This is a genomic window from Riemerella anatipestifer (assembly GCF_009663465.1).
GTDB lineage: Bacteria > Bacteroidota > Bacteroidia > Flavobacteriales > Weeksellaceae > Riemerella > Riemerella anatipestifer_C.
Genome location: NZ_QXHU01000003.1, coordinates 330,770 through 348,214, shown reverse-complemented (window position 1 = coordinate 348,214; position 17,445 = coordinate 330,770). Strand labels below are relative to the sequence as shown.

The window sequence follows — 17,445 nt, the reverse complement described above, 5'->3', positions numbered from 1 at the left end:
TGGGATATATCGCAATGCTATTGGCAATGCGAATGCTTACATCATTAGCCTAAATGGGAGCAGTACTACCACGCTCAAAGTGCAAACGATTACAGGCGTTCCTGACCGTTGCTATGATAAGACCACCTTGGACTGTGTGGGTTATGGAGCGAATGAGAAGGAACACGAGTTTATTTATGTCCCAATAAAAGGTCCCGATGGTAGGGTTTGGTTCAGTAATAATCTAGGTGCAGATTATGCAAAAGTAGGTTCGCCTTGGTTTACCCCAGCTTATCAAGCGGGGGCTTTGGATTATGCGAATACCAATACTGCAGTAGTTCTAGGTACGCCTACTGCCAACCAGATTAAGATGGACTGGCGTGCGTATGGTTCGTTGTTCCAATGGCAGCGTAACCCAGATGGACACGAGCTTATCAACTGGTCCAATATCACAAGTGGTACGTCTAAATACGCAAATACAAATGTTTTATCTAGTTCTTGGACAACCCCTAATACCAATCTGTTTATATTAGGTAGTAGTTGGGTTGATACTGCCTTGAATTTAGCATCTACTCAAAAGGATTTATGGCAATCTTCAGGTGCAGGTAAGACTAACCCTTGTCCTAAAGGGTATCATGTACCTACTGATGTAGAGCTGAAGGCTTTGCATAATGTTATTTTAGGTTATGATGCAGGAGGGGAGAGTGTTAATTCGCCAGCGATGTGGAATGAGAGAGTGCTCCGCCTGCCTGCTAATGGTTTTCGCTCCCCTGCTGCTGATGGGCTATTCGGTCAGGGCAGCAGCGGTTGGCTGTGGAGCAGCGAACAGTTCGATAGCTATGTCTCGCAGTACCTACGATTCACTAGCATTGATAGCCGTGCTGGCAACAACTACAGAACTCGTGCAAACGGCTTTAGCGTCCGCTGTATCAAGGATTAACCGTGCGTTCGGTTGGTACTCCTGCGACTAAGCACTTTTAAAAATCTGATGCCTATAAAATCTAAAACTTATAGGCATCGGATTTTTTTTTATAAGCATAAAAATAATTTTTATAGGCATAAGTTTTAGGAGTTGTCCTTTTGATTTTTTACCTACAAATGTTCACGATATGAATAACCTTCGCAATATTAAAGAAAACTAAAAAAAATGTTTGCTAATCGGAGACAAAGGATACATTAGTAAAGCATTGCAGGTGGATTTATTCAATTATACCAAGATAAATCTTTCGGTTTCGATGTGGAAAAACCAGCACCATTTTGTTTAGTTGTTTCAAACAAAATTGGAAATAAGAAAGAGAATAGAAACCAATATTTCTCAATTATGTGAGCAACTTTCCCTCAACTTAACTTTGTAAAAATCTTTCAGTGTTTAGCAACAAGAATGGTATCGAAGCTCACATCTTTCACAGTAATTCAATATCTCATTTTTTTGTCTTCAAGAGATTTTTTTAAGTAAATTAAAAACTAATTTGTGCGGTTAAAATAATGTAGTTAAATTTCTTATATTTGCTAGGCTAAAAAGTATTTAATTATGTCAGAATCAAAGTTGAAAAGGATAGGAGTTCTTACTTCTGGAGGGGATTCTCCAGGTATGAATGCGGCAATAAGGGCAGTGGTAAGAACAGCTCATTATTACGGTATAGAATGTATGGGGATTAGAGAAGGGTACAATGGGCTTATAGAAGGGAACATGATTAAAATGGGACCTAGGTCTGTTAAGAATATTATTAACCAAGGTGGTACAATTCTAAAATCAGCAAGGTCTAAAGAATTTAGAACAGTGGAAGGTAGATTAAAAGCCTTTGAACAATGCCAAAAGAATGAAATAGGAGCTTTGGTCTGTATTGGTGGAGATGGTACTTTTACAGGAGCAAAAGTTTTCAGCGAAGAGTATGGTATCAAGGTGGTGGGGGTACCTGGAACTATTGATAATGATATCTTCGGTACTGATTTTACGATAGGATATGACACAGCTCTTAACACCGCGGTGGAAGCTATAGATAAAATAAGAGATACGGCAACCTCTCATAACAGAGTGTTTTTTGTGGAAGTAATGGGGAGAGATGCAGGCTTTATAGCGCTTAATAGCGGTATTGCTTCGGGAGCAATAGATATTTTGATACCAGAAAAAAAAGATAGTCTAGAGGAAATGTTTGAGAATTTCCATAATGCTCAAAAACGAGGTAAAACATCGTCTATTGTAGTGGTGGCAGAAGGGGAGCAGTTGGCCTCTACCTATGAGTTAGCCGAGAAAACTCAAAAAGAGTTCCCTGACTACGATATTAGAGTAACCATTTTGGGGCATATCCAAAGGGGAGGTGTGCCTAGTTGTGCTGATAGAGTATTGGCGAGTAGATTAGGGTATGGTGCAGTAGAAGGGCTTAGAAAAGGTCTTACCAATGTGATGGCGGGGATAAGAGCCAATCAGCTCGTTTTTACTCCAATAGAAGATGCTATTAGAAAACATAATGAAATCAATCAAGATTTACTGAAGATATCAGAAATTTTGGCGATGTAGTTTTGGGGATACAGCTAAAAAAATGTACCTTTATACCCAATAAATTTAGAAAGAAGTAAATACGAAAATTTAATTTTAAAAATAAAAAACAATGTCAACAATCAAAGTAGGAATTAACGGTTTCGGAAGAATCGGAAGTTTAGTGTTCAACGCAATGATGGAAAGAGATAACATCGAAGTAGTGGGTATCAATGACCTTATCAATGCGGAATATATGGCGTATATGTTGAAATACGACTCTGTTCACGGGAGATTTAATGGAGAAGTTTCTGTAGAAGGAAACGATTTAGTGGTAAATGGTAAAAGAATCAGAGTAACTGCAGAAAAAGACCCAAACAATCTAAAGTGGAATGAAGTGGGAGCTGACTATATCGTAGAATCTACAGGATTGTTCTTAACTAAAGAAACAGCTCAAGCTCACATCAATGCAGGTGCTAAAAAAGTAGTTCTATCTGCTCCTTCTAAAGATGATACTCCAATGTTTGTAATGGGAGTTAACCATAAAGATTTAACTGCTGACCAGCAAATATTCTCTAACGCTTCTTGTACTACCAACTGTCTTGCACCTTTAGCAAAGGTAGTTCACGATAACTTTGGTATTGTAGAGGGGTTAATGACTACGGTACACGCTACTACTGCAACACAAAGAACAGTAGATGGTCCTTCTATGAAAGATTGGAGAGGTGGTCGTTCAGCACTTCTTAACATTATCCCATCTTCTACAGGTGCTGCTAAAGCGGTAGGTAAGGTAATCCCTTCACTTAATGGTAAACTTACAGGTATGTCTTTCCGTGTACCAACGGCTGATGTTTCTGTAGTGGACTTAACAGTAAGACTAGAAAAAGGAGCTTCTTACGATGAAATTTGTGCAGCTATTAAAGCAGCATCAGAGGGAGAACTTAAAGGTATCCTTGGTTATACAGAAGATTTAGTAGTATCTCAAGACTTTATTGGAGATAAGAGAACTTCTATCTTTGATAAAGATGCAGGTATTATGCTTTCTCCTAACTTTGTTAAATTAGTATCTTGGTACGATAACGAAACAGGTTATTCTAATAAATTAACAGATTTATTAGTACACTCTGCTTCTTTATAATTAAAGAAAAAATATAATAAAGGATAAGCCGTCTCGGTGTGAGGCGGTTTATTTTTTTATCAAAACAAAAAGAATCCGTCTCACAACTTATTGAGGCAGATTTTTTATAGGCGCTGGCTTCTAAAACGGGTAATGGTGTTATGATCCACCCTCTGCATGCCCGAGAGCCACATAAAGTTGACATTTTCACGAGTGAGTTTCTCTATCCTTCTGCTGGAGTAGGTATTCTCCATATAGGTGCATAATCTTAAGCATCATTTTAGGATGATAATTTGGATTGCCTTCTTTTTTATACGCCTTAAGTTAAAGGTTCAATAGAAATCTTGTCGATGATATTACTGACGACACACACGGGATGGCTCTGGGAAATCAATTCCTCAAAAGTGGAGGAAAGAAAAACAACTACGATTGATTGTATGCTTTAAAATTTATACATTCACATGAATACCAGATAAATACATGAAAATAATTCCATGTATCCAAAATTATTGAACCCCATTATATAAAAAAATCCGCCTCAGTTGTGAGACGGATTCCTGAATTTATTTATTGACTATTATTTCTTTGATTTGGTCTGCCAATTCAGGATTATCTCTCAGGACTTCTTTTACGGTGTCCCTTCCTTGGCCTAATTTGGTATCTTCATAACTGAACCAAGAGCCGCTTTTCTTCACAATACCAAGTTCTACAGCTTGATCCAGAATTTCTCTAGTTTTAGAAATACCTTCTCCGTACATGATTTCAAATTCTGCTTGTTTGAAGGGCGGAGCAACTTTGTTTTTAATGATTTTCACCTTCACTCGGCTGCCGATGGCTTCATCTCTGTTTTTGATGGGTGCACTGGCTTTTCTGATATCTATCAAAGACCGTACATAGTATGCCCTTCTTTCAGAAACGGGCTAATCATGATAAGTACTGCGCTTCCAGATTTGTCGTTGTATTTTTTTATCGTATAATTGTATATTCATCGGGATGGGAATCTAGATGCTAGCCTTGTGCTAGGTGACGAAAGTTATTGTTAAAAAAACAAACACCTGAAAAACTAGGGGTGCAGTCATTCAGGCAGCTATTCTTTCCGTAGTGATTCTCCTTCCGAGTATTTTTAAAGAAGAATAATGGAATGAATAATATATTGGAAATTAGTATATTAAATTGCAATACTGCTTTTTTTTGCTTCAGGCTGAATAAGCACGATATGCTTCAGAAAGACATAAAGCTGAAGAGGCGCTATACCCGTTCGTCTGTCACGAATAATGCTGAACTAAAATACTTGCAATCTGAAATAGATGCGCTAAAGAGCAAACTATATACACTTACGGAACTGAAAAACCACTAGATAATAATATCACATGAAAAACTTAAAACAAACAGGACTAAAGATGGCTTTTGCGTTGTCTATACTTATTGGTCCATATTTTTTTTGTCAAAATAATAAATGTATCACTAGCCTTGAAGACTTTCAGTATATGTCTTGGGCTTTTGATCAGCCAAGGCTAGATATTCATGACCGATATGCACAGGGCAAACCTTTTACCAATCATATAGAAAATAAATATTTCTTTACCTACACACCTGTCTACTCCAAAGAAAGAAATAATTGTTTTGTTGGATATTCTCTAGTGATGGAGAATAGAATAACAAAGAACAGAAGACTCATAGGTATACCTGTTGAAAATCCAAACGAATTTGAAAACTTGTTTAATGAACTCATGAGCTGGACAGATAAAGAAAAAGTAGCATTTATTAAATCCTATATTCTTTTTCAAAATAGACTTACTCCCTAGCTCTGTTGTCTTCCACCTTGTATATAAAATTATTAATAATGGTGTATCCTAATTATCCACTAAATAAGTGTTTTAAAATATTGAAAGTTAGTTTATTACAATCATAAATCTACTTAGATAAGTGCATTTTGAGTTTAATAATTAATCTAATTATAACAAGTGCTTAAAATGTAGTTAATACTAAGAGGATACTTTTGTGAAAAATTTTAATAATGAAAAAAAGTATCCTTTTTTGTTTAGTTTTTCTGGGTTCATATTTTGGAGCTCAGACAATAGAACCTTACCTACAGGCAGTGACACAAAATTCTGTCTATGTAAATTGGATAGCAGATACTCCAGATCCAGTATCTTTAGTTGAGTTTGGAACAGATCCGTCCTCTTTAGATGTCTCTTCTACGGGCTCCTATACTACCTTTTCTGGAGTAGGATCTTATCATTATTATACGGTAAAGCTTACCGGACTTCAGCCTAATACAAAATACTATTACCGTGTAAAGTATGGTAACAATACTGGAGAGATACTGAGTTTCAAGACATTACCAATAAACGGACAGGCGGCTACTTCAGATGGTCACATTAGATTTTTGGTTTTAGGTGACAATCAGTTGCGCTATGTAGATCGTTTTGATAGACTTGTAGCGGCTGCAAAAAACAAAATAGCAGAAAAATGGGGCGCGGCAAACGATCCTTGTGATAATGTTGCAATGACAGTAATGGTTGGTGATCAGGTAGATACCGGTACACTAGATCATTACAGGAATGTTCATTTTAAGAAAAACAGGGCACTTTCCGGGTATCTTCCTATCCAGACACTGGTTGGGAATCATGAGACTTACGGAACGCTCGGTATACAAGCCTATGAAAAACATTTTATATTAGATGAGATGTCCTATCAAGGTGTTTCTTCTGGTACGGAAAAATACTATGCTAGACAGGCTGGAAATGTACTTTTTATTTGTTTTGATACTGAATATACATCAACAAATGGTGAAGAACAGCTTACTTGGCTTAAAACCATTCTTAGCAAAGCTAAAGATGATACCACGGTGGAGTGGATTGTCTCTCTTGGACATCGTCCCTATCAAGCAGAGCAATATGTAGGAGATGTATCTGAATGGATAAGAACAAGAGCTTTTCCTGAGCTTTTAGAGTCTGAAAAATTTATACTCCATATAGGGGCACACCACCATCTGTATTCTAGAGGACAGATAAAAAATCATAAAGTCTATAACATCATATCTGGAGGAACGGCTTGGGACCAATACTGGGGAATGAGTACAGAAAAGGATTTTCCTGAAATTCAAAAAACACTTCCAAATTGGATATATCAAATCATTGATATAGATGTCATTAATAAGGAGTTTTCAGTAGAAGCTTACTCCATAGGCAGCAGAAACGGAGAAAAAAATAATGTGCTGGTAGATAGCTTTCATCATAAGAAAAACCAGCCAAAACCAAATAAGCCTTCCATCATTACAGATTTTTCTACGCCTATCACTCAGCCAGCGGATATATTTTCGTCGGCCTATTCTTCGCCTTCGTCAGAACCCATCAATACTTCCGAGTTTCTTGTCTCTAAAACAGAAGATTTTTCTAATCCAGTTTTAGAACTGTACAGAGATTATGAAAATCTTTTCGGGAAATTAAATGGTCAGGAAGATGAATCTGCAGATATTAATGCGGGAGAAGATTTGATGAAACTTCACTTAGCAGAAAATCAGCTTAGCAATGGTTATTATTATGTCAAAACGAGACATAGAGATCAAAATTTAGAATGGTCTCCATGGAGCGAGGCAAAGAAATTTCAAATAATAGGAAGTACAGCAACTGAGGCTCCTTCCATCGCTTCAAATTCTGATTATTATAAATTGACAGATAATATAAAGATCACATTTTCAAATGGATCACCATCCTCTTCTGCTTGGGTTGGGATATATCAGCCGTCACAGACCCCTGGAGCTTTGGGTTCATCAAATTATTCATGGGCATGGGAATATACTAATGGCAATATTGCGGGAACTATTTCTTTTGAAAATGTGGGAGTAGCTGGAGGAAATGTAAAGTATTCATTTCTGCCAGGGCGGTATTACGCAGCATTATTTAAAAATTCAGGATATACCATTCTTGCACAGAGTGATTTATTTTATGTAGGAAAAAAACCTGTTTTAAGTACGGATAAAACAGAGTACGCTGCGGGAGAAACCGTTATACTGTCTTACGAAAACTCAGATAAACTCCCAACAGATAAAATTACAATATTTAAAGTAGGCAAAAATTACGGAAACGGACTTCCGGGGGCAGAGATTCCTGTTACAGCTAGTTCTGCTACTGTAAGTGTGCCGAACCTCAATCCTGGATACTACTATGCAGAATATTATGTAGAGAATACAGATATGACTATTGGGAATAAGGTTTTCTTTAAAGTGGGAAATCTTGTTACGAATCTTATGCTCAATAAACCTCAGTACGAACTAGGCGAAAGTATTGTAGCAAGCTGGACGGATGCCCCCGGAATTGCAAAAGACTGGATAGGAATCTATAAAAAAGGGGATAATCCTAGCACAGACTCTACAGAGGAATCAGGATACAGCTATACATACTTTGATGGACAGCCGGAAGGACAAAAGACTATATCAGATGATGCTTTGCCCTCTGAAGCCGGTCAGTACTTTGCGGTAATCTTTACCAATGATTCTTATACAGAGGTATCCAATAGAGTATACTTTGAAGTAAATGATACCACACTCGGTACAAAAGAAACTCAAACTTCTGATGAAATAAGAATGTATCCAAATCCCTCCAGACAAGGTGAGCCTACTATCATAGAGTCCAGATTTCCAATATCTAAAGTTTCTTTGTTTGATTTGTCAGGAAAATTATTATACGAAACCAATAATGTGAACAACCAAAAGTTTTCCTTAATAAATCAAAATCTACCAAAAGGTGTTTACATAATTGTGATAGAGGGTAGAAAAAGATTTTCTTATAAGTTAATAATTAATTAGTTTGATAACTAATCCCTTTTATGAATCCGTCTCACAACTTATTGAGGCGGATTTTTTATAGGCACTGGCTTCTAAAACGGGCAATGGTGTTATGATCCACTCTCTGCATGCCCGAGAGCCACATAAAGTTGACATTTTCACGGGTGAGTTTCTCTATCCTTCTGCTGGAGTAGGTATTCTCCATATAGGCGCATAATCTTAAGCATCATTTTAGGATGATAATTTGGATTGCCTTCTTTTTTATACGCCTTAAGTTAAAGGTTCAATAGAAATCTTGTCGATGATATTACTGACGACACGCACGGGATGGCTCTGGGGTAATCAATTTCTCAAAAGTGGAGGAAATAAAAACAACTACGACTGATTATATGCTTTAAAATTTATACATTCACATGAATCCAGATAAATACATGAAAATAATTCCATGTATCCAAAATTATTGAACCCCATTATATAAAAAAATCCGCCTCAGTCGTGAGACGGATTCTATCAAATTTGATATTGAGGTAGGCTTTTTAGTTCTTGATATAAAGCGCCTTTTTAATTTCCTCTTTTACTTTTTCTAATTTAGGGAACCACTCTGCGAATAACGCTGCTGAATATGGTGCAGGAGCATCAGGAGTTGTAATTCTCTTGATAGGAGCATCTAGATAATCAAACGCTTTTTGTTGAACCATATAAGTGATTTCTGAAGCTACTGAACCAAATGGCCAAGCCTCTTCTAATACTACCAAGCGATTGGTCTTTTTAACAGATGCTAAAACAGTGTCATAATCTAAAGGACGAACAGTTCTTAAATCTATCACTTCTACAGAAATACCTTCTTTTTCTAGTTCTTCAGCAGCTTGTAAAGCCAATTTCATGATTTTACCGAAAGAAACTAAAGTAACATCTTTACCTTCTTTTTTGATATCAGCTTTACCTATTGGAATATAGTATTCTTCCTCTGGAATTTCCATTTTATCGCCATACATCTGTTCAGACTCCATAAAAATTACAGGGTCGTTATCTTGTATAGCGGTTTTAAGTAATCCTTTAGCATCGTAAGGGTTAGAAGGTACTACCACTTTTAAACCAGGACAGTTAGCGTACCAACTTTCAAACGCTTGTGAGTGTGTAGCACCTAGCTGTCCCGCAGAACCTGTAGGGCCTCTAAATACGATTGGAACATTCCATTGTCCACCACTCATTTGATACATTTTAGCAGCGTTGTTGATGATTTGGTCTATAGCTACCAAAGAGAAATTGAAAGTCATAAATTCTACAATAGGGCGGTTGCCATTCATCGCTGCACCTACAGAAATCCCCGCAAAACCACCTTCTGCAATAGGTGCATCTATTACTCTTTTAGGACCAAACTCATCTAGCATTCCTTTAGATGCTTTATAAGCTCCGTTGTATTCTGCTACTTCTTCTCCTATAAGGTAGATAGATTCATCTTTACGCATTTCCTCGCTCATAGCTTGTGCGATGACTTCTCTAAATGTATATTCTTTCATTGTCTTTAAGTATTGATATGCAAAAATAGTTATTTTTATTTGATAAGGAAATTTTTGCAAACATTATCTACTTAATAAGTTTTAGCCCAATTCTTTTTCGTGCTTCGTCTACTTCTAAAACTTGTACTTCTACAGTTTGATGAAGTTTTACAACCTCATTAACATCAGATACAAAACCATCGGTAAGTTGAGAGATATGTATAAGCCCACTTTCTTTGATACCAATGTCTACAAAGCAGCCAAATGCTGTAATATTATTTATAATCCCAGGTAGAAATATACCTACTTTTATATCGGCAAGTGTTTTAATGTTAGGATTAAACTCAAATACTTTAGCCTGTTGGCGAGGGTCTAACCCTGGTTTTTCTAATTCTTTTAAAATGTCTTTAATCCCTAAAATTCCCACTTCTGGAGTAATGTATTTCTCTGGAACTATTTTTTGGATTTGTTCTCTGTTGGCAATGAGCTCTTTGGTTTTTAGTCCTAAATCTTTAGCCATTTTTTCCACGGTAGCATAAGATTCTGGATGTACCGCCGAATTGTCTAACGGATTTTCCGAATCTTTAATGCGTACAAAAGCCGCCGCTTGTTGGAATGCTTTTTCTCCCAAACGAGGAACTTTTTTCAGTTCTGCTCTTGTCCTAAAAGCCCCGTTTTCCGAACGATATTTTACGATATTCTCTGCCATTTTTTCTCCAATGCCAGACACATAGCTTAATAGAGATTGGCTGGCGGTATTTAGATTAACACCTACGGCATTTACACAGTGGATTACCGTGTTGTCTAGCTCTTCTTTAAGTTTGGTGCTATCTACATCGTGCTGATACTGCCCAACACCAATACTTTTTGGGTCTATTTTTACAAGTTCTGCTAATGGGTCAGAAAGTCGTCTTCCGATAGATATAGCTCCACGAACGGTAACATCATAGTTAGGAAACTCATCTCTGGCGATTTTGCTTGCCGAATAGACTGAAGCACCCGCTTCTGATACTACAAATACCTGTAAATCTTTATCAAAGGCTATTTTTTTGATGAAGGCTTCTGTCTCTCTACTCGCAGTTCCGTTTCCTATGGCGATGGCTTCTACTTGGTAGGCATTTACCATACTACGAATTTTTTTCATTGCAACTCCTGTCTCATTTTGAGGAGCGTGAGGGTAAATAGTTTCGTTGTAAAGCAAATCTCCCTTTTCATCTAAACACACCACTTTACAACCTGTACGGTAGCCAGGGTCTATGGCTAAAATTCTTTTCTCACCGAGTGGAGCGGCAAGTAGCAGTTGCTTAAGGTTTTCCGAAAATATACTAATGGCCTTATCATCTGCTTTGCTTTTGGCTTCTTGTAAAATCTCGTTAGCGATAGAAGGTTCTAAAAGACGTTTGTAGGCATCTTTTATGGCGGTGCTGATGTAGTGAGCAGTTTCGTTATTATTTTTAATGATGCTTTTTTCTATAAAATCAATTGCTTCATCATTATCTATTTCAATTTTAAGTTTGATGAAGCCTTCGTTTTCTGCTCTTAATAGAGCTAACAACCTATGAGAAGGAGCTTTGAATAAAACTTCGCACCAATCAAAATATTGTTGATATTTTTGAGCTTCTTCTTCATTTTCTTTGGCTTTTTTTGTGATTTTACTGGTGATTTTAGCCTGTCGTTGAAACAGTTGTCTTAGGCGTTTTCTTATGAATAGATTTTCGTTAATCCATTCTGCGATAATATCGCAAGCACCATCTAAGGCTTCTTGAGTGGTAGATATTTTATCAGAAATATACTTTTGTGCAGAGTGCTCTAAGTGATGAGCGTTTTGAGCCATAATGATTTTAGCCAAAGGCTCTAATCCATTTTCTCTAGCGGTATCCGCTTTAGTTTTTCTTCTCTTTTTGTAAGGTAGATATAAATCTTCTAATTCTTGTAGGCTAAATGATTGTTCAATCTTCTGTTGAAGTTCAGGTGTAAGGCTATTCTGTTCTTCTATTGATTTTAAAATACTTTCTTTTCTCTTGACGATTTCTTCATATTGTTTTTGAAGTTTCTGAATTTGTTCTATGGCAACCTCGTCTAAATTGCCTGTTGCATCTTTTCGGTAGCGAGAAATAAAGGGTATAGTGCCACCTTCGGCAAGAAGAGTTAGTGTGTTTTCTATAGATTTGGGTTGTAGTTGCGATAGAGACTGTATATATTGTACTAGAGTCATTGTTTTTATTTTTTTTTGAATTGATTGAGGTTCAACCGAGTCAATTATTTTGGTTGAAAATAAAGATAAAGCGCTATACGCGTTCTAGTTCGTCAGGATTGATTTGAGTTTTAAATAAACCATAATTTACGGTTACTTTATTTTTAGAAATATTCTCAATAGTGCCTACGCTAGTGCTTCCTATAATTCTCACTCGTTGTCCTATTTTTAGCCAAACAGCTCTTTCTTTTTGTTTTTTTTCTTCCAATTTTTGATTGGTTTCTTCTATTTTCTCTTTGACCTCTTTCCTTTTGAGCTGTTGAGTGATTTTGCGTTTGATTACTTGCAACTTTTTAGATTCATCTTTGTCAGAGCCTAGCTTTCGGTATTTCTCCTGTTCTAATATTTTTACAAAATCTTTGACTAGTTCCTTTCTAGAACGCCCATTGATGTAGTCTTTAATAAAGTTTTCTACCTTGTTCCCAAATTGTAATTTTCTATGTTCTTCTTCATAAAGTTTTTGGAAGTTAAAAAGTTTCTGCTGTAGTTGCTCGTTAAGCTTTTGCAGATTGTCTCGTTTATCTTCTACTGATTCTTTTTTCTGAGATAAATCTGTTTTTAGTTTTTCTACCTCAAATTTTTCTTGCTGAAGTTTTACGATGGTTTTATCTAAATTAACGACATCTTTCTCTACTTTTCTTTTTGCCGAGCGAATGATGAAAGGTGGAATTTTATTTTTTTCTGCCACTTCAAAAGTAAACGAACTTCCTGCCTGTCCTATCTCTAATTTATAAAGAGGCTCTAAGCTATTTTCATCAAAAAGCATTGCTGCATTTTGTGCGTTAGGTAGTTGTTCTACTACCAGTTTAATGTTGGTATAATGAGTGGTAATAATAGCAAAAGATTTTTTTTCGTAGAAAAATTCCAAAAAACTTTCCGCCAATGCACCACCAAGTTCGGGGTCAGAGCCTGTTCCAAATTCATCTATAAGGAGCAATGTATTTTTATCCGCTTTTCTGATAATGTGCGACATTTTCTTAAGTCTGGACGAATAGGTAGAAAGGTGGTTTTCAATAGATTGATTATCACCAATGTCCGTCATTACTTTATCAAAGAAAAACATCTCGGATTTAGGATGTACAGGGACTAAAATTCCTGATTGGAGCATAAGCTGTAGCAACCCTACGGTTTTCAACGTAATTGATTTACCACCAGCATTCGGACCAGAAATACAAATGATTCTATTATGTTCGGTAAGAGTAAGGGTTTGAGGGAAAATCTCTTTGTTCTCAGCCTTGTTTTGTAACCATAATAGAGGATGATAAGCATCTTTTAGCCTTAGTGTTTGGTGGTCATTAATTTTAGGAAGTGTCGCATTTACTTTTTCCGCAAACTTAGCCTTAGCTCTCGTGAGGTCTAGGTCAAAAATATAGTCTTGATAAGAAGCTATTTCAGGTTGAAATATAGCTATTTCAGCGGTCAGCTTTCTTAAAATACGGTCTATTTCCTTTTTTTCTTCTTCTAAACTTTCTTTTAGTTTAAAATAATGTTTTACTACGGTTTCTGGTTGAATGTAGGTAATGGAACCTGTCTTTGAAACGCCTAAAACTCTACCTTGTACCCTTTTTTTGAAGCCCGATTTTACAGCTAATACTCTTTGGTCTTCTATAATTGTTTCTCTGATTTCGTCTAAAAAATCACTTTGAGAATAGACTCCTAAAGCCCTATTGAAATTTTCATCTATGGCTTTTTTAGCTTTTTGTATTTCGTCTCGGAGTTCTTTTAAAGTAGGGGAGGCATCACTTTTAACCTCTTCAAATCTGTTAAAGACATGGTCTATTTTCTCAATAATTTCTTTTTTGAAATCAAGAGTTTCTATGCCTTTCAATAATTCAGGAAAAATCTCCGAATACTGTGGAAAGAACTTTTGGAGTTTTCCGATTTGGGAAGTAATATTTTTAATCTTTATAAAAGCCCTATTTTCTAATCGGAAATTTTCAATAAGCATTAGTTTTAGCTCTGTTTCCACATCTTCATATTCATTGAAAGGAATAATATTTTCACTTTCAAAACTACTTAAAAACTCAGAAGTTTTTTTTAATGAAGTTAAGGCTTCCTCTTTTTTAAGAGGTTTTAAATCCGAAATTTTTTGAGCTATTTTTGAGGAATAGGCGTATGGAACAATTTCCGCTAATAGTTGCGGAAACTCTAATTCTTGTAAACTGTCTTTAGTAATATGCACGGCACAAAAATAAGAAAAATTAGGCTTTCAATAGATAGAGTAATTTTTGAATAGAAAATAAAAAAACACTCCTTAAAAAAAGGAGTGTTTTTAGTAGCGAAGACGGGAATCAGTTTATATTTTATTAAAATTCTTTACATTTCATAATAGCCTTGTACGAGGGCTTTATAGTTCAATAAAAGTTGTTTAGTTTCATTATGTGTCGTTTTTTTTGGGGGTATTTCTGGGGACGAAAGACTGGTTAAACTTATTCATTTCTGCTGATTTCAGTTCATCAACAATCTTTATGTAAGGTTTCATTGCTCTTTCATCTTTATGCCCTGTCCAACTTCTAATAACAATCGTCGGGATATTCATTTTTAATGCATTTACAACGAAAGTTCTTCTCCCTGCGTGGGTAGATAAAACTTCTTTCTTTATATGGGTTTTGGTGTGTCTTTTTTCTCCTACAAAGTAAACTTCTGTGATTGGGGTGTTAAACTCTAAGATTTCCCCAATCTCTTTTATATATTTATTAGTCTTGTCTTGGGATATTATAGGGAGAGGGTTTTCATCATTATTGTAATTTCCCAATATATTTAGAGCATAGTCATTAAGGTCAATTCTTAAAGGGTCAATGGTCTTTTCTGTGGTAACAAGCATATAGTTATCTCGTATGTCTTCTCGTCTGATTTTTTTAACATCTGAAAACCTAACCCCTGTAAAGCAGCAAAAACAAAATACATCTCTTACTTTATTTAATCTATCGTTTCCAAAATCATAGTAAAACAATTTCATTAGTTCCTCCCATTCCAGGTATATAATTTCCTTTAAATCTCCGCTTGTTCCTTTGAATATAGGTTTAAAGGTGTCGTGTAAATCTCCAGAATAATATTTCTTATCAGATGCCCAAAGGAGCATTGTTTTAAAGTCTGAAATATTCTTTTCTACTGTTGTATTTCTATGAGGTTTCCCTTTTTTCTTTGTTCTATGGTTGATAGGTCCTTCTTGGAAATACTGGACGAAACCCATTAAATCTTTTTCTGAGAGTTCGTTAATTTTCCTGTTAGGCATATATTGTGCCCAATGGTTCTTGATAGAAATATAGCTTTTTCTAGTTCCTTCTGACCATTGTTTTAGGGTAGAAGCGTGCTCTATAAATAAGTCAAAAATATCAAGTAGTGTGTCTTTTTTTTCAAGGGTATTCTTGTTGAAAATGGACTTAAACTCTTCTTTAAGTTCGTTTGGGGTTGGATACCTATTTTTTTCGTAGTCATACTTTTCAAAAATAGCATCAATATGAGCTGTTATTTTTGACATTTTTTTCTTTGCGATAGTATCCCCTTTTATAACTTGTCTAACGCTGTCAAATTGACTTGGTTTAATCATTATTCTTGGGTACAATTCAAGGCGTGAAGCGTTGAACGATACCCTTAGCCTTAGCGGTATAGGTTCGTCATCTTTGTTGTTTTTAATAGAAAATTTGATGGAGTATTTAAGCATTTTCTTTTTCTACTATTCTTTTTGTTTTCTTAGTTGCAGGTACTTTAGGTTTCATTTCTCCTTCTCCTGTGAGTAGCCAATGAGCTGAATATCCGAGTTTGACTAATAAAGTGAGCCACTCCGGGTGAAACTGTCTGTGTGGCTCTTTTTTCAGTCTTAGAAGATTAGTTCTTGGGAGGTCGTATAGTTTGCAAAATGTGCTGAACCCTCTTAGGTCTTCTATGAGAATGTAATGCTCTACTGCTACGAAAAAACGGCGGATAATTGGGTTGTCAATGTTCGTCATATATGTGAAGTATTATTTTAGTTTTTCCCATTTTTCTAGCCATTCTCGTCCAGAATAAGAGTAGTCATCATATATGGTTACTTTTCCGTTATCATAATCAAGAAGAACCAATTTTTTACTACTGTATTTTTTATCATTAGGAATAATAGTAATGTAAGCATTGTCTGTACTGGTTGCTGGAGTAATTATATATTCTCCTGTATAATCACTAGGTGCATACGGATCTATGCGTTGATATCTAAAAGTATCGTCATCATTGAAAGTTAAATAATAGATATAGGTTTCCCCTGAATCAACCCAAATAGAACCACTTTTGTGTCCCCAATATTTCCACTTTCCAATCATTAAATTTTTAATGTATGATTTTTTAGTGTATGGATTGGTGTTTTCGGATTCTTCTCGGTCCTTGGAGCAAGATACGAATAACGATGCGCATATTGAAAATAGAAATATTATAGATAATGCTTTTTTCATAATCTTAATTTTTTATTAGTAATTTTGAATTTATTCCAGAAGACAGAATATTCTTTTAAAGAAAGAAGCAGAAATCAATGTTGCCAACATCTACCTCCTCCAGAAACTCTCCTTGAACAAGGACCACCTTTTTTAGTTGGAGCGCCACAATATCCAGAGTACGAAGACGAAGAATAAGATGAAGAACGATTACTGTTTTTTTGCTTCTTATTTTTTGTTTTTACAGATGAACTTCTACTGTTACTATAGTTTCTATTTGTACTACTGCCACTTGACTTTGGTGCAGAAGAGGAGAAACCGTATACTTGCTCACTTGTTATTTCATATTTCCAAGTATTATCATCGTACAATGTAACTACATTACCATCAGATAGTTTTAATGTTTCAATTTTTTTCTGTGAAAATCCCAGCAAAGGGATAGCAAACATCGTCAATAAAAATAGTTTTGTTTTCATAAATTAAAGTTTATTTTAGTTAATAATTTTCAATTTTTATAAAAAGTCTCTTAATCCGTTCCTGCATTTATGCGATGGTGGATGACGAGTTTAGGCACTAAGGCTTATTTTTTTTACTTTTTCTAACTTTAGTAAATCTAGGGTCAGAAGCCGAATACCCTGTTTTTTGAAAAATTTCTTTTCTTCTCTCTTCTTCTGTTTGTAGTTTAGGTTTTATTTCCTTTTTCTTTACTTCCTTTTCCTTTATATTAAACTCTTTTTTTATTATTGGTGACCAAGAATAGCCACAATTTAAACAAGTAAGTTTGATTTTATTTCTCCCAATTGCTCCAGCAAAAAGTCCAATAGGTCCTGCAATCAAAACCCCTAAAAAAGACTTTCCAGCGCTAAATCCTTTTTTGTAATCTCTTACATTGCAGGACTTACATTTAGGGCAAGTTATTTTATTCATA

General features: G+C 35.6%; 14 protein-coding genes and 2 pseudogenes. 5 read left to right on the top strand and 11 right to left on the bottom strand.

The window, feature by feature from the left end:
* The 3 genes and pseudogenes from D1003_RS06180 to gap form a co-directional block, all read left to right on the top strand.
* Positions 1 to 919 (top strand): annotated as a pseudogene (locus D1003_RS06180) (fibrobacter succinogenes major paralogous domain-containing protein); the annotation flags it as partial.
* A gap of 591 nt (positions 920 to 1,510) precedes the next feature.
* Entirely contained in the window at positions 1,511 to 2,497 is a 987-nt protein-coding gene (gene pfkA, locus D1003_RS06175; protein ID WP_052910132.1) for a 6-phosphofructokinase, read from the top strand.
* Between the two features lie 91 nt (positions 2,498 to 2,588).
* Entirely contained in the window at positions 2,589 to 3,593 is a 1,005-nt protein-coding gene (gene gap, locus D1003_RS06170) for a type I glyceraldehyde-3-phosphate dehydrogenase (protein ID WP_052910133.1), read from the top strand.
* Positions 3,594 to 3,697: 104 nt separating this feature from the next.
* Here gap and D1003_RS11435 read toward each other — a convergent pair whose 3' ends face one another.
* Entirely contained in the window at positions 3,698 to 3,826 is a 129-nt protein-coding gene (locus tag D1003_RS11435) for a transposase (protein ID WP_079206653.1), read from the bottom strand.
* 309 nt (positions 3,827 to 4,135) lie between these two features.
* A pseudogene (locus tag D1003_RS06160) lies at positions 4,136 to 4,459 on the bottom strand (DNA recombination/repair protein RecA); the annotation flags it as partial.
* Positions 4,460 to 4,942: 483 nt separating this feature from the next.
* On the opposite strand from D1003_RS06160, the gene D1003_RS06155 reads away from it, so the two are divergent.
* Together D1003_RS06155 and D1003_RS06150 are read left to right on the top strand one after the other, a co-directional pair.
* On the top strand, positions 4,943 to 5,377 hold the full coding sequence (locus D1003_RS06155; protein ID WP_014938274.1) for a hypothetical protein: 435 nt from the start codon (positions 4,943 to 4,945) through the stop codon (positions 5,375 to 5,377).
* Positions 5,378 to 5,589: 212 nt separating this feature from the next.
* A complete protein-coding gene (locus D1003_RS06150; protein WP_153936146.1) occupies positions 5,590 to 8,382 on the top strand; it encodes a fibronectin type III domain-containing protein in 2,793 nt (930 codons plus the stop codon).
* A gap of 55 nt (positions 8,383 to 8,437) precedes the next feature.
* Here the strand turns inward: D1003_RS06150 and D1003_RS06145 are convergent, their stop codons facing one another.
* From D1003_RS06145 to D1003_RS06105, 9 genes are all read right to left on the bottom strand, one after another.
* Positions 8,438 to 8,566, bottom strand: a complete 129-nt coding sequence (locus tag D1003_RS06145; RefSeq protein WP_079206649.1) for a transposase — start codon at positions 8,564 to 8,566, stop codon at positions 8,438 to 8,440.
* Between the two features lie 331 nt (positions 8,567 to 8,897).
* On the bottom strand, positions 8,898 to 9,881 hold the full coding sequence (locus tag D1003_RS06140) for a pyruvate dehydrogenase complex E1 component subunit beta (RefSeq protein ID WP_014938277.1): 984 nt from the start codon (positions 9,879 to 9,881) through the stop codon (positions 8,898 to 8,900).
* A gap of 67 nt (positions 9,882 to 9,948) precedes the next feature.
* Positions 9,949 to 12,075 (bottom strand): Tex family protein, encoded by a 2,127-nt coding sequence (locus D1003_RS06135; protein ID WP_153936145.1) that lies wholly within the window; start codon positions 12,073 to 12,075, stop codon positions 9,949 to 9,951.
* Positions 12,076 to 12,148: 73 nt separating this feature from the next.
* Positions 12,149 to 14,296, bottom strand: a complete 2,148-nt coding sequence (locus tag D1003_RS06130) for an endonuclease MutS2 (protein WP_311709867.1) — start codon at positions 14,294 to 14,296, stop codon at positions 12,149 to 12,151.
* Positions 14,297 to 14,491: 195 nt separating this feature from the next.
* Complete coding sequence (locus D1003_RS06125) at positions 14,492 to 15,595, bottom strand: site-specific integrase (protein ID WP_185148331.1); 1,104 nt, start codon at positions 15,593 to 15,595, stop codon at positions 14,492 to 14,494.
* A 175-nt stretch (positions 15,596 to 15,770) separates the two neighbouring features.
* Entirely contained in the window at positions 15,771 to 16,064 is a 294-nt protein-coding gene (locus D1003_RS06120; RefSeq protein ID WP_153936144.1) for a hypothetical protein, read from the bottom strand.
* A gap of 12 nt (positions 16,065 to 16,076) precedes the next feature.
* The gene (locus tag D1003_RS06115; RefSeq protein WP_153936143.1) at positions 16,077 to 16,538 is read right to left on the bottom strand and encodes a hypothetical protein; all 462 of its coding nucleotides are present in this window, start codon (positions 16,536 to 16,538) and stop codon (positions 16,077 to 16,079) included.
* A 74-nt stretch (positions 16,539 to 16,612) separates the two neighbouring features.
* Positions 16,613 to 16,993, bottom strand: a complete 381-nt coding sequence (locus tag D1003_RS06110) for a DUF3157 family protein (protein ID WP_153936142.1) — start codon at positions 16,991 to 16,993, stop codon at positions 16,613 to 16,615.
* Between the two features lie 97 nt (positions 16,994 to 17,090).
* Positions 17,091 to 17,444 carry a hypothetical protein gene (locus D1003_RS06105; RefSeq protein ID WP_153936141.1) on the bottom strand — a complete coding sequence of 118 codons (354 nt, stop codon included), beginning with the start codon at positions 17,442 to 17,444 and terminating at the stop codon, positions 17,091 to 17,093.
* Position 17,445: the final 1 nt, after the last annotated feature.